Consider the following 13,189-nt stretch of genomic DNA (forward strand, 5'->3'; position numbering starts at 1 on the left):
GCGGCCAGGCGCTGCGAGCCAGCGCCTTCGGGGCCACTGAGCCGACGACGGCGGTGTAGCAGGCCAGGGCGAGGGCGGCCGTCACGCCTTGGTCCGCCGCCCCGCGGTCCGCAGGGCCTTGCGCAGCGCGCTGACCTCCTCAGGGCCCATCTGCTCGACGAAGTGGGTGAGGGCGGCGGAGCGGTCCTCACTGGTGCCCAGGGCGTCCTCCATCAGCGCCGCGGTGTACTCCTCGCGGCTGCGGACCGGTGAGTACACCCACGCCCGGCCCTCTTTGGCGCGCAGCAGCCAACCCTTGTTGTAGAGGATGGAAGCGACGGTCATCACCGTGGTATAGGCGACCGGACGGTGCTCGTTGATGTCGTCCACGATCTCCCGCACCGTCGTGGGACGCTGCCAAGCCCAGAGGCGGTCCATGATCTCCGCCTCGAGCTCCCCCAACCGTCGCATGGACGCTTCCTTCCGCCGTTAGTACGGAGGCCCATAGTAGAGACCCCTCGGCGGGGCGCCGCACGCGGCTGTGGAAAAATCCTCAACTCGCCCTGCCCGCGATAGGCTTGACGCCACGCGCATTCAAATCCGCACGGTTCGAGGGAAGGAAGTCCGGGTGACTGGTCTCAACAAGGGGCTTCAGAAAATCGAGGTGGCGCTCAAGTGGGATCCGAGTCCCCTCGGTGAGCCGCCCCATGATCTCGACATCGTGGCCGGGACGTACCGCGCCGCCGATCCATACGGTGCGCCCGCGTACCTCGTCCACTTCGACAGCCGCTCACCGGACGGCACCATCAACCTCAACAGGGACAGCCGCACCGGTCAGGGCCTTGGCACCGACGAGTCCATGACCCTCGAGCTCGAACGGCTGTCGTCCGAATACGCGCGGGTGGTCGTCGGGATAACCATCCAGCAGGGTGCGGGGCGGAAGGCGTTCGGGGATGTTCCGAACACCAGTGTCCGGATTCTCGATGGATACACCGAACTCATGACGAGTGACTTCACCGGTGTCTCAGAAGCCACTTCCGCCACGGTCGCGGTATTCACCCGGGACGACGCGGGGGAATGGGGAATTCAGAGCGCTATTCGTGGATTCGACGCGGATCCCGAAGGCTTTGGGCAGCTCATGGGCAAGGACTATTCCTGAGCGTCCGGGCGACTTCCCGAGAGCTGCCTGAGAGGCCGGGCCGCCGGTGCCCGATGCGGCGCGGGGCCCGCACGATCGCCGTGTGAGCCCCGCGCCGATTCCGGACATCAGGTCAGATGTCGGATCCGGGTCCGACCGGCGGGCGGCCCGGAGAGCGCGGCCCCCGGGTGAGGGTGTAGCCGCCCACCCCGGCGAGCGCCGCCAGCGCCGCGCCGATCACGGTCCACACCCAGCGGTCCGACCACCAGCCGGAGCCCCAGCCGTCCTCCGGCTCGGCGACCGCGTGCGGGACCTCCTCGCCCTTGTCGTCCGCGGAATTCGAGGCCGTGTCGTCGTCCGGCGGCTCGGAATCCGTCCCGGGGGCCGTTCCGGCCCGCAGTACCGGATTGAGCGGGGCCATGTCCCCGCCGTCGGCGTGCGCCCCGCCCGCGTCCCGTACGGACGCCTCGACCTCGGCGTCGATCGGCAGCCCGAGGTCCTGGGCGGGCAGATCGACGACGGTGAGCCGCACGTAATAGGCGCCCTGCAGAGGGTCGTTGGCCCAGCGCTCGGACCAGGACCGCACCTGGCGCAGGGTGCAGCTCACGGTGACCGTCTGGTCCTGCTGGGCCGCCCGGCGCGCCGGGGTGCCCGAGGCGCACGGCTGGTGGCGGCGCAGACCGTCGTAGACATCCAGCTGCCAGGTGGCGCTGCCATGGCGGCTCGAGGTGTCGGGCAGCTTCAGCTCCGCCTCGACCTCGGGGACCTGCCCGGCGGCGGCCGGGAACACCCAGTACAGATAGTCGCCGGTGGAGGCCGCCGCGGTGGCCTGCTCACCGGGCTTGATCTCGGTGGCGGTACGGAAGCCCGTCCCCGCCTCGGTGGGCGCCTCCGTGCCGCTCTTGCCGTCCGTGCCGTCCTTACCGTCCGCGGCGGCCGGTGCGGCGGCGGTCAGCCAGGCGGCGGCGCACAGGGTGAGCGCGGCGCCCAGAGTACGCAGGGCTCGCATCAGTTGGACCTCCAGACGGTGACACGCCAGCGGGCCAGCCAGCCCCACAGCAACCCCACGAGCAGCCCGCCCACGGTGAGCACGCCCAGCAGCACCCAGCCGCGGCCCAGACCGAAGGCGGCCACATCGGCGGGCGGATCGTCGTTGTCCACCACATCGACGGCGAGCTCCACCGGAAGGCCCGGAGCGCGCTTGACGGAGGCGGGCGCGGAGAACGACTGGCTCAGCTCCACGCACACCGTCCGCGCCGTCTCGTCCTCGTCGTCGTCCACATCCGCGATCGGATAGCGCAGCCCGCTGGAGATGACGTCGGTACGGCCGCTGCCCGCCTCGCTGCCGCGTACCAGCTCCCGGCCGCCCGGGGTCACCGCCCGCAGCAGCACGCCGTAGTCCGGGTCGACAGCGCGGTCCACGGCCACGCTCGCCGAGGCCCGCAGCTCCTGACCGGGCGCCACCCGCAGCCGGTACCAGCGGTGTTCCCCGAAGCTCTCCCGGTCGCTGTAGAGGCCGGAGCCCAGGTACGGGGCCTTCGCGCACTGTGCGGCGCCCCGCACCGGCGTGGGCGTCTCCACGGGCGTGTCGGCGGAGCGCCGGACCAGCTGCTTGATGCGGCTGGAGAGCTGGTCCCGGTGCTGGATCGCCGTATACGTGCCACCGGTGGCCTCGGCGATACAGCTGAGCTGCTCGCGCACCTTGCGGTCCAGCGTCAGCCCGAGCGTGTCGACGACCAGGTGGGTTCCCTGGGCGGCCAGTTCACGGGCCACATCACACGGGTCCGGCAGACCGCAGGAGTCCTCGCCGTCCGTGATCAGTACGATCCGGCGGGTCCCCTCGCCGCCGGAGAGGTCCTTGGACGCGCCGCGCAGCGCGAGCCCGATGGGCGTCCAGCCGGTGGGGCGCAGCGTGGCGACGGCCGCCTTGGCCTCGGTGCGGTCCACCTGGCCCACCGGGTAGAGCCGCTCGCTGTCCTGGCAGCCGGCCTTACGGTCCTTGCCGGGGTAATTGGCACCGAGGGTGCGGATGCCCAGCCGCACCTCTTCGGGTGTGGCGTCCAGCACCTCGTTGAACGCCTGCTTCGCTGCCGCCATCCGGGTGTCGCCGTCGACGTCGCGGGCCCGCATGGAGCCGCTGACGTCGAGCACCAGCTCGACCTTGGGGGAATCGGGAGCCGGTTCGCCGGCCATCGCGGCCGGAGGGGATATCAGGCCGCAGGCGAGGGCCGCGAGCAGCCCCAACGCGCCTGTCGCCAGACGTTTCTTTATGATCACCGGCGCATCTTATGGAGCATCATCCGACTGATCCAAAAGCCCGGCCACTGATCCAAAAGCCCGGCTACCACGGTCGGGGCATACCGCGCCGGGTGTACGGACGGTGTCCGGGTACTCCCCGGGGAGTGGACGAGAATCCCTCTGGTGTCAGCCGCGGCGTTTGCCTCCTCCTCTTAGGGTTTCAGACATGGATCTCCGAAAGACCCGGCCGAGGGGCCGGCGCTTGGTCGCCGCCGTGGCCGCCGCGGTCCTCCTCGTGGGCGCGGGCACCTGGGCGGTGGCCGCCTCCGGCGACCGGCCGGCCGTGCACCGCCAGGACCGCGTGCTGGACATGCCGGGCGCGCGCATCGACACCTCGTACTTCACCGCGGGCACCGGCCGCAGGCCCGCGGTCCTGCTCGGCCACGGCTTCGGCGGCAGCAAGGACGACGTACGCGACCACGCCGAGGAACTCGCCCGTGACGGATACGCCGTGCTGACCTGGTCGGCGCGTGGTTTCGGCAGATCCACGGGGAAGATCGGGCTCAATGACCCGGACCACGAGGTGGCCGATGTCCGGCGGCTGATCGACTGGCTGGCGAAACGTCCCGAGGTGCGGCTCGACCGCCAGGGCGACCCCCGGGTGGGCGTCGCGGGCGCCTCCTACGGCGGGGCGATCTCCCTGCTCGCCGCCGGATACGACCGCCGGGTGGACGCCATCGCGCCCGAGATCACCTACTGGAACCTCGCCGACGCGCTCTTCCCGAACGGCGTCTACAAGAAGCTCTGGGCCGGGCTGTTCTTCACCACCGGCTCGGCCGACCTCACCGGTGCCCAGGGCGGCCAGGAGGACGCCGGCGGCGCGGGTGGCGCCAACGGGGGGACGGGCCCCGGAGGTCAGGGCGGCCAGGGCGGCGGAGGCGGCGGGACGGGCCAAGGAGTCCAGGCGGACCCGGGAGACACGAACGGCGGGGGAGAGGCAAGGACGGACCAGGGCCAGGGCTGCGGTCGCTTCGAGAAGCAGCTGTGCGAGATGTACGAGCGGGTCGCGGTCGCCGGAAAGCCCGACGCCGCCGCCCGTCGGCTGCTCGAGGCCCGCAGCCCGTCCGCCGTCGCCGACCGGATCAAGGTCCCCACGCTGATCCTCCAGGGGCAGGCCGACTCCCTCTTCCCGCTCGGCCACGCCGACGCCATGGCGAAGGCGATCCGGGCCACCGGGGCACCGGTCGCCGTCGACTGGACGGCCGGCGGACATGACGGCGGCGACCGCGAGACCTCGCGGGTGGCGGCCCGCACCGACGCCTGGTTCGACCGCTACCTCAAGGGCGACAAGGGCACCGACACCGGACCCGCCTTCCGGATCAGCCGCACCGGCGGCATCGACACCACCAACGGCGCGGTCCAGCTGCGCGGCGCCACCGGCGACCGCTACCCCGGTCTCGGCGACGGCGGCCGGATGGTGGCGCTGCGCGGACGCGAGCAGTCGTTCGCCAACCCGCCCGGGGCGGGGCCGCCCTCCATCTCCACCGTGCCGGGCATCGCCGGACTGTCCCAGGCGTCCTCGCTCGGCGTCGGCCTCTCCCTCGACATCCCCGGCCAGTTCGCCCGGTTCGACTCGGCGCCGCTGGACCGGCCCTTGCGGATCACCGGATCGCCCGAGGTGAAGGTGCGGGTCAAGGCCGACACGGACGACGCCGTGCTCTTCGCCAAGGTCTACGACGTGGGGCCGGACGGACAGCAGGTGCTGCCCGAGCAGCTGGTCGCGCCGCTGCGCGTCAACGGTGCGAAGCAGGGCCGTACCGTCACCGTGCGGCTGCCGGCCGTGGACCACGAGCTCATCGCGGGCCACCGGCTGCGGCTCGTGCTCGCCTCCACCGACCTCGGCTACGCCTCCCCGGACGAGCCCGCCACCTATACGGTCGGGCTCGCGGACGGCGGTCTGACGGTGCCCACCGCACCCGGGGTGCACACCCAGCCCGCCCCGCTGCCCGCATGGGTGTGGGGGCTGCCGCTCGGCGCGGCCGTGGTGGCGCTCGCGCTGCTGCTGACCGGCAGGCGGCGTACGGCCACTTCGCCGCCCGACCCCGAACTGGCCGACGTACCCCTGCAGATCACCGGTCTGAGCAAGCGCTACGCCAAGTCCGCCGACCGCTACGCGGTGCGCGATCTGTCCTTCCGCGTCGAGAAGGGGCAGGTGCTCGGCCTCCTCGGGCCCAACGGCGCGGGCAAGACCACCACCCTGCGGATGCTGATGGGGCTCATCACCCCCGACGACGGCGAGATCCGGGTCTTCGGCCAGGCCATCAGGCCGGGCGCGCCCGTGCTCTCCCGCGTGGGCGCCTTCGTCGAGGGGGCGGGCTTCCTGCCGCATCTGACCGGCAGCGCCAACCTCGAGTTGTACTGGCGGGCCACCGGCCGCCCCGCCGCCGACGCCCATATCGAGGAGGCCCTGGAGATCGCGGGCCTGGGCAGCGCCCTGGAACGTGCCGTACGCACCTACTCCCAGGGCATGCGGCAGCGGCTGGCCATCGCCCAGGCCATGCTGGGCCTGCCCGATCTGCTGATCCTCGATGAACCGACCAACGGCCTCGACCCGCCGCAGATCCGCGAGATGCGCGAGGTGATGATCCGGTACGCCGCCGCGGGGCGCACGGTGATCGTTTCCAGCCATCTCCTGGCGGAGGTCGAGCAGTCCTGCACCCATCTGGTCGTGATGGACCGCGGCCGGCTCATCCAGGCGGGCGCGGTCGGCGAGATCACCGGTAACGGCGGCAGTGTGCTGGTGGGCCACGACGGCGAGCTGAGCGAGGCCCTGATGGGCAAGGTGGGCGCGCTGCCCGGGGTCCTCTCCGCCCGCCGCACTACCGACGGACTGCTCGTCCAGCTCGACGGGACCACCCCGGCGCGGCTGCTCGCCGAGCTGGTGCGGCTGGAGGTCCCGGTGACCAGCTTCGGGCCCAACCGGCGCCTGGAAGACGCCTTCTTGACGCTGATCGGAGGAGGATCCGCGTGAGCTCCCTGTCCCAGGTCACCGAGGTCGCGCCCGGCTACCGGGCCGGCCACACCCTGCCGCTGCGGGTCGAGGCCGTACGGCAGCTGCGCCGTCGCCGGACCCTGGTGATGGGTCTGGTGCTGGCCTTGCTGCCGTTCGTCCTCGTGGTCGCGTTCGCCATCGGCGGCACCCCTGAGGGGCGGGAGAACCGGGTCACCCTGATGACCACGGCAACCGCCTCCGGCGCCAACCTCGCCGCCACCGCGCTGTTCGTCTCGGCCGCCTTTCTGCTGGTGGTGCCGGTCGCGCTGTTCTGCGGCGACACCGTGGCCTCCGAGGCCAGCTGGTCCTCGCTGCGCTATCTGCTGGCCGCGCCCGTGCCCCGGGCCCGGCTGCTGGTGAGCAAGCTGGCGGTGGCCCTGGTGTTCAGCGCGGCCGCCATGGTGCTGCTGCCGCTGGTCGCGCTCGCGGTGGGCACCGTGGCGTACGGCTGGGGGCCGCTGCGGATGCCCACGGGCGGTGAGCTGCCGGTCGGTGACGCCCTCGTCCGGCTGGCCCTGGTGGTGCTGTACATCTTCCTGTCCCAGCTGGTCACGGCCGCCCTGGCGTTCTGGCTCTCGACCGTCACCGACGCGCCGCTGGGCGCGGTGGGCGGCGCGGTGGGGCTCACCATCGTGGGCAATGTGCTGGACGCGGTCACCGCGCTCGGCTCGTGGCGCGACTTCCTGCCCGCTCACTGGCAGTTCGCGTGGGCGGACGCACTCCAGCCCCACATGGAGTGGGGCGGAATGGTGAAGGGCGTCTCGGTGTCCGTCGCGTACGCCCTGGTGCTCGTCGCGTTCGCCTTCCGCGGCTTCGGCCGCAAGGACGTGGTGTCCTAGCCCGGCCACGGCTGCCGCCCCGGCCACGGCTCCTGCTCCTGGCCCGGCCACGGCCACCGGGCCGGGTCAGTAGTCCTTGAGGGTGTAGGAGTTGACCACCTGGTAGAAGCTGTCGTCGATATTGGTCGGGTTGGTGTCGGGCTCCTGCCCGGCCGACGGCTTCCGCGCCTCCTTCCGGGCCTTGTTGTCGAGCGCGAGCTGTTGATTGGCCGCCACATAGCCCCGCAGCTCGCGCTCGTAGGCGGCGAAGGCCGCGGCGTGGTCGCCGTCCGCGGCCCTGAGCTCGCCCGCCAGGACATAGGCGCCGACCACGGCCACGCTGGTGCTCTGCCCGGACGCCGGCGAGCCGCAGTATCCGGCGTCGCCGACCAGGGCCACCCGGCCACGGGACCAGGAGTCCATGTGGATCTGGGCCGCCGCGTCGAAGTGGAAGTCCGGTGCTCCCCACATGTACTCCAGCAGCCGAGGCATCTCCCAGCGCGCGTCCTTGTACCGCTCGGCCACCAGCCGCTTCTGCTCCGAGACGGACCGGGAGCCGAGGAACGTGGCGGGCGGTTCTTCGGAGTCGATGCCGATGTAGACCCGGGCCTCGGTGTTGTCGCGGACACTCATCATCATGCCGCCCCAGACGTCCCCGACCATCTGGTAAATGACCTCCCAGCGGTCGAGGCCCAGATAGTTCGGCACCGTCCACACGCCCAGATAGCCCCCCAGATGGCGGAGGAAGTCCTCCTCCGGGCCGAAGACCAGCGCCCGGGTGGAGGAGTGCACCCCGTCGGCCGCCACCACGATGTCGAAGGCGCGCGCACCACCTCGGTGGAAGGTGACCGCCACCTCGTCGGGCCCCTGGACGAGCGAGGCGATCGAATCGTTGAAGAGGTACTCGATCCCGTCGCCGCCCGCGGCCATCAGCACCGAGGACAGATCGTCCCGCAGGATCTCGATGTCGGAGCCGTTGAGATCTCCGCCACTCGCGGTCCGCTCGGTGGTGCTGAACAGCTCCTTGCCATTGTCGTCGACCATCGACATACCGCGCAGCCCGGTGTGGCGCGCCCGGATCTCCTCCAGTACGCCCATCCGCTCGCACACCTCGAGCGCCGGGCCCCGTACATCGATCGCCTGTCCGCCCGGGCGCGGGCGCGCGGCGCGCTCTACGACGGTGACCTGGAAGCCATAAAGATCCAGCCAGTAGGCGAGCGCGGGCCCGGCGATACTGGCCCCGGAAATCAGAACCCGTGCATTCCGCATCGTGTTGTCCCTTCCGAATTCAACCACCGAATGTGGTGCCTCGAAAAAGACTGGCTGGCGCCACCGACACCGCACCGACACCGCACCGACGCCCGGTCGATGACGCGCCGACGAGTCGCCGACGCGGTACCGACAGGGCTCCGACACGCCGGTATCGCAGGGGAGTTGGGCATGGCCGGGGTCGATCGGTGGGCGAACGGAACTCTCTCTTCGGTTAATGAGAGTGTTACTTCGATGTGTTGTGTGGTTCTGTAGTGATCGATGAGACTGGGGATTCCGACCGGTCAGCCCAAAAGATCGGTCGCCCCGCACTGGTGATGTTCGGTCCGCCCCCCACGATCCGAACAGGATGGGACCTAATGCGCAATTCACTGGAGCACGTCCGCGTGATCCCCGCCGCCGTCGTGCCCGTCTGTCCGAGACCCCGCCGGAGATCTCACCTCTCCCCGCGCGGATCGGCCACGGTCGCGGCGTAGCCGCCTCTCACCACTCACCGAACGGCGGATCGCCCCGGCCTTCCCGGCGACGCCGTCCTCCGGCCTGCCCGTAGGCGCCTGCCCCTGTGCACATGCCTGCGGGCCACGTGGTCTGCCATGACCCCGGCCGGAACGTTCGCGTGCCCACGGCCCGTTCGGTGACGCACCCCCCACGAAAGGAACCCCTCAGGTGCTTACTTCGCACCACCCACGATCACGCGAACCCCAGCAACCCGTGCCCGCCGCTCGCGGCGACATGGCGGGACAGAGCGGGCATGTGCTGGCGGTTGGCGCACCGGGCCCCAGGCTCGACCGGCTGACACGGACACTCGTCTCCACCGGGCATGAGGTGAGCCATGCGGAGCCCGGCGACGTCAGCCGACAGATGCGGCACTCCCCGCCGGACGCGATCGTCGCCCTGGACGACGCCGACGACGGACTGGACCTGATACGCGAGGTCCGCGCCGTCCCCGCGGGACGGGCGCTCCCCCTGCTGATGGTCACCTCCGACCCCGGCCCCACCGGCGTCGCCGACATGCTGCGCGGCGGTGCCGACGACTGCGTGGCGGAGACCTCCGACCCCGTCGAGCTCTCCGCCCGGATCGAGGCCAAGCTGCGCCGGGTCCCGGTCCCCGTCGAGAATCTGCTGCTCGACCCGCGCACCGGTCTGTACTCCCAGCCCCACTTCCTGGGCGAGCTCGACCGGGAGCTCAAGCGGGTCGACGACAGCCGCACCGGTGGCGTCGTCGCCATGGTGGGCGTGGCCGAGATCGCCGCGCTCGAGGCCCGGCTGGGGCCGCGGGTGCGCCGTGAGGTCGCCGAACGTCTCGCGGGAGTGGCCGAGAAGCTGGGCGGCGTCTGCGACCGGCTCGGCTGGGACGACGAAGGCCATCTGCTGATGCTGATGCCCGGTGTGGACGAGGACACCGCGCGCCGCGAACTGCAGAACTTCGCCAACGCCGTGGCCGGGACCCGCTTCGTGGTGGCCGATGAGAACGTGCGGCTGACCCCGGCGATCGGCTGGACCCCGCTGGCCGACTGCGCGGACCGCGCCCAGGCCGTCGCCAACGCCCGGAACGCGGTCGAGGAGTCGATCCGCCACCGGGATCTGCGGCCGGTCAAGTACGCGGCGTGGATGCGCGGCACCCACCGGCGCGGCCGCCGTACCCTCGCCACCGCGCTCCGCGCCCTGCTGTCCGCGCTCTCGCCCGTCCTGGTGCTCGTCTTCGGGGTGGGCATCCCGTTCGTCTTCTACCAGCAGATGTACAAGCTGGGCTGGGACGTGGGCTCGGCCGCGTACTGGGTCGTGGTGTCCGGTCTTGTGCTCTCGGCCGCGCTGATCGTGCTGGAGTGCCTCTTCTCGCTCGACGCCAAACCCCGGCCGGAACGGCCGGCGCAGCCGTATCCACCGGCCAGCGCCGTCATCGCCGCGTATCTGCCCAATGAGGCCGCGACCATCGTCGACACCATCGAGTCCTTCCTGCGCCTGGACTACCCCAACGAGCTGGAGATCGTGCTCGCGTACAACACGCCGCACCCCATGCCCGTAGAGGAGACCCTGCGCGAGATGGCCCGCCGCGACCCGCGGCTGGTGCTGATGCCGGTGGCGGGCAGCACCTCCAAGGCGCAGAACGTCAACGCAGCGGTCACCCGGGTGCGCGGTGAGTTCGTCGGCATCTTCGACGCGGACCACCACCCGGTGCCCGACGCCTTCCAGCACGCCTGGCACTGGCTGTCGGACGGCTACGACGTGGTCCAGGGCCACTGTGTGATCCGCAACGGCGAGAGCTCCTGGGTCTCCAAGCTGGTGGGCGTGGAGTTCGAGGCCATCTACGCCGTCAGCCACCCCGGCCGGACCCGGCTCTACACCTTCGGCGTCTTCGGCGGCTCCAACGGCTTCTGGCGCACCGATCTGCTCGCCCGGACCCGGATGCACGGCACGATGCTCACCGAGGACATCGACTCCACGATGCGCGCCCTCCACGAGGGCGCCCGGATCGCCACCGACCGCACGCTCATCTCGCGCGAACTGGCTCCCACCACCCTCAAGGCGCTGTGGAACCAGCGGTCGCGCTGGGCCCAGGGCTGGCTCCAGGTGTCGCTGAAGTACCTGTGGCGCGGCTTGCGTTCCCCGGCCTTCACCATTCGTCAGAAGGCGGGGCTGCTGGTGCTGCTGGGGTGGCGGGAGATCCAGCCGTGGCTGACCCTGCAGATCCTGCCCGTGCTGCTGTACTCGGCGTGGCGGGCCGGGGGAGTGGACCATCTCGACTGGGCGGTGCCGGTCTGCCTGCTGGCCACCCTGTTCACGCTGTCCGCCGGGCTGGTGCAGGCGCTGTTCGCGTGGCGGCTCGCGGTGCCCGAACTGCGCCGCCGCAGGGCGTGGTTCTGGCGGTATCTGGTGGTGTCCACCGTCTTCTACAGCCACTTCAAGAACATCGTGGCCCGTCAGTCGCTCCTCAAGGAGGTGCTGCGGGACCGCCAGTGGCGGGTCACCCCGCGCCCCGGTGACAAGGCGGTGAAGCGGACATGAGCACGGTGTCCACGACCATCGCGTCCACCACCGCCCCCCGGGCGGTCAACGGCACGCCCGCCAAGAGCGCGCCCTCGCGGAGCCGGAGGAACCAGGAGATCCAGGGCTTCCGTGGCATGGCGGCGCTCCTCACGGTCGTCTTCCACGTCTGGCAGCAGTACTTCGTCTACGACCGGGACGGCGCCCATTCACCGGTGCCCAACCGGTACGCGAACGCGCTGGTGTCGCTTGAGGTCATCGACTTCTTCTTCGTCCTCTCCGCGTATCTGCTGACGCTGTCCTACGCACGGGCGGCGATCGACGGGGGCTCGACCCGCCCCGGCAGGGTGTTCCTCTTCCGGCGGGCCATCCGGATCGTCCCGCTGTACTTCCTGGCGGTGACGTTCATCTGGGCCACCCGCAATCCCACCCTGCCCGGCGAGTGGTCCGATCTGCTGCACCATCTCACCTTCACCCAGGTCTTCGACCAGGAGCAGATCTTCTACACCATCGGCCCCACCTGGTCGTTGTCGCTGGAAATCATGTTCTATGTGGCGCTGGTGGGGCTCGGCCCGCTGGCCGTCCGCGTCTGCCGTCCGCTGCGCCGGAGGGCCTCCCGGGCGGCGGTGTGCGCCGTGGGATGTGCCCTGCTGTACATCGGGCCGTTCATCTGGATCGCGGTCGCCCGCTACGGGCTGGAGATCCCGCACACCGAATGGCCGGTGTACTTCGGACCGCAGGCCCGCTTCGGCGGGTTCGCCGCGGGCATGGGTCTCGCCGTGCTGATGGTCGCCCTCGGCGACCGCGGACGGCTGGACGCGAAGGTGGCGATCCCGCTCCGGGTGGCCGCCCTGGTGGGGCTGTATGTGCTGTCCTTCTCCGGTACGGAGGCGGAGGACTTCCCCACCACCTTCTACCACCCGCTGTCCGCCCTGCTGTGGACGCTGCTGCTGTACAGCACCATCCATGTGCGGCGGCAGGGGCGGTGGCACTCGTGGCTCACGGCCCGCTGGCTCACCGGTGTCGGCCTCGCCAGCTACAGCCTCTTCGTCTGGCATGAGCCGATCATGCTGGGCCTGTACAACGCGGGGCTGCTGCCTCCCGACGGCCAGGAGGGCTTCCCGCTGGCCGTGGTCATCGTGCTGGTGGTGGCCGTGGCCGCCGCCGCGGTGAGCTACTGGGCCATCGAGTACCCGGCGAGCCTGCTCGGGAAGCTCAAGGACGGCAAGGGCCGTTCGCGCGACTTCTATCCTTAAGGCCGCGCGCTAGCCAGAAACACCCGTTCCCCGGTGCACGGATGGCCGTACACCGGGGAACGGTGGTTATCATCTGGCTCGTTCTTTACTGTGTAACACGTGTGCGTCGGACATCGGCCCACTAGGAATCGGGCTTCCGGGGCACCCCACCCAACCCACGCCATAACGGGGAGACCAGCGAAATGGGTCGACACAGCCGACCGACCGCCGCACAGCAGGCGCGTACCACGACGCTCAAGGCGGCCACCGCCCTCGGAGTGGCCGGAACCATAGCCTTCGGCCTCCACTCGACGGTCGGCGGTGACAAGTCCGTGCAGGCCCGCTCCGATGTGAACGCACCGCAGGCGCAGGCGCCGGAGATCGAGCCCACCGCGGATGACGCGCCCTCGCAGAGCCATGTCGCGCCCAGCGAGTCCTCGAAGCCGAAGCTGATCTCCGACCACACCGACGCCGC

General features: G+C 70.9%; 9 protein-coding genes and 1 pseudogene. 6 read left to right on the forward strand and 4 right to left on the reverse strand.

What is annotated here, in order from left to right; genetic code table 11:
* Nucleotides 1-81 precede the first annotated feature (81 nt).
* Nucleotides 82-450 (reverse strand): BlaI/MecI/CopY family transcriptional regulator, encoded by a 369-nt coding sequence (locus GWI24_RS12105; RefSeq protein WP_037956606.1) that lies wholly within the window; start codon nucleotides 448-450, stop codon nucleotides 82-84.
* 127 nt (nucleotides 451-577) lie between these two features.
* On the opposite strand from GWI24_RS12105, the gene GWI24_RS12110 reads away from it, so the two are divergent.
* Nucleotides 578-1,138, forward strand: a complete 561-nt coding sequence (locus GWI24_RS12110) for a TerD family protein (protein ID WP_210945963.1) — start codon at nucleotides 578-580, stop codon at nucleotides 1,136-1,138.
* 112 nt (nucleotides 1,139-1,250) lie between these two features.
* Here the strand turns inward: GWI24_RS12110 and GWI24_RS12115 are convergent, their stop codons facing one another.
* Both GWI24_RS12115 and GWI24_RS12120 read right to left on the reverse strand, forming a co-directional pair.
* On the reverse strand, nucleotides 1,251-2,126 hold the full coding sequence (locus GWI24_RS12115; RefSeq protein WP_210945941.1) for a hypothetical protein: 876 nt from the start codon (nucleotides 2,124-2,126) through the stop codon (nucleotides 1,251-1,253).
* Entirely contained in the window at nucleotides 2,126-3,394 is a 1,269-nt protein-coding gene (locus GWI24_RS12120) for a VWA domain-containing protein (RefSeq protein WP_210945943.1), read from the reverse strand. Before GWI24_RS12120 ends, GWI24_RS12115 begins: the two co-directional genes overlap by 1 nt.
* 187 nt (nucleotides 3,395-3,581) lie before the next feature.
* On the opposite strand from GWI24_RS12120, the gene GWI24_RS12125 reads away from it, so the two are divergent.
* Together GWI24_RS12125 and GWI24_RS12130 are read left to right on the forward strand one after the other, a co-directional pair.
* A complete protein-coding gene (locus tag GWI24_RS12125; RefSeq protein WP_210945951.1) occupies nucleotides 3,582-6,386 on the forward strand; it encodes an alpha/beta fold hydrolase in 2,805 nt (934 codons plus the stop codon).
* 5 nt (nucleotides 6,387-6,391) lie between these two features.
* Nucleotides 6,392-7,246 carry an ABC transporter permease subunit gene (locus tag GWI24_RS12130; RefSeq protein ID WP_247616248.1) on the forward strand — a complete coding sequence of 285 codons (855 nt, stop codon included), beginning with the start codon at nucleotides 6,392-6,394 and terminating at the stop codon, nucleotides 7,244-7,246.
* Between the two features lie 66 nt (nucleotides 7,247-7,312).
* On the opposite strand, the gene GWI24_RS12135 is transcribed toward GWI24_RS12130, so the two are convergent.
* The gene (locus tag GWI24_RS12135; RefSeq protein ID WP_210945956.1) at nucleotides 7,313-8,494 is read right to left on the reverse strand and encodes an FAD-dependent monooxygenase; all 1,182 of its coding nucleotides are present in this window, start codon (nucleotides 8,492-8,494) and stop codon (nucleotides 7,313-7,315) included.
* Nucleotides 8,495-9,226: 732 nt separating this feature from the next.
* Between GWI24_RS12135 and GWI24_RS12140 the strand changes: the two genes are divergently transcribed.
* The 3 genes and pseudogenes from GWI24_RS12140 to GWI24_RS12150 form a co-directional block, all read left to right on the forward strand.
* Entirely contained in the window at nucleotides 9,227-11,500 is a 2,274-nt protein-coding gene (locus GWI24_RS12140; RefSeq protein ID WP_210945961.1) for a glycosyltransferase, read from the forward strand.
* Complete coding sequence (locus tag GWI24_RS12145; protein ID WP_210945962.1) at nucleotides 11,497-12,735, forward strand: acyltransferase; 1,239 nt, start codon at nucleotides 11,497-11,499, stop codon at nucleotides 12,733-12,735. The genes GWI24_RS12140 and GWI24_RS12145 overlap by 4 nt, the downstream gene beginning before the upstream one ends.
* 182 nt (nucleotides 12,736-12,917) lie before the next feature.
* Nucleotides 12,918-13,189 (forward strand): annotated as a pseudogene (locus tag GWI24_RS12150) (extensin); the annotation flags it as partial.

This window comes from Streptomyces sp. MK37H, assembly GCF_018035285.1.
Lineage (GTDB): Bacteria > Actinomycetota > Actinomycetes > Streptomycetales > Streptomycetaceae > Streptomyces > Streptomyces endocoffeicus.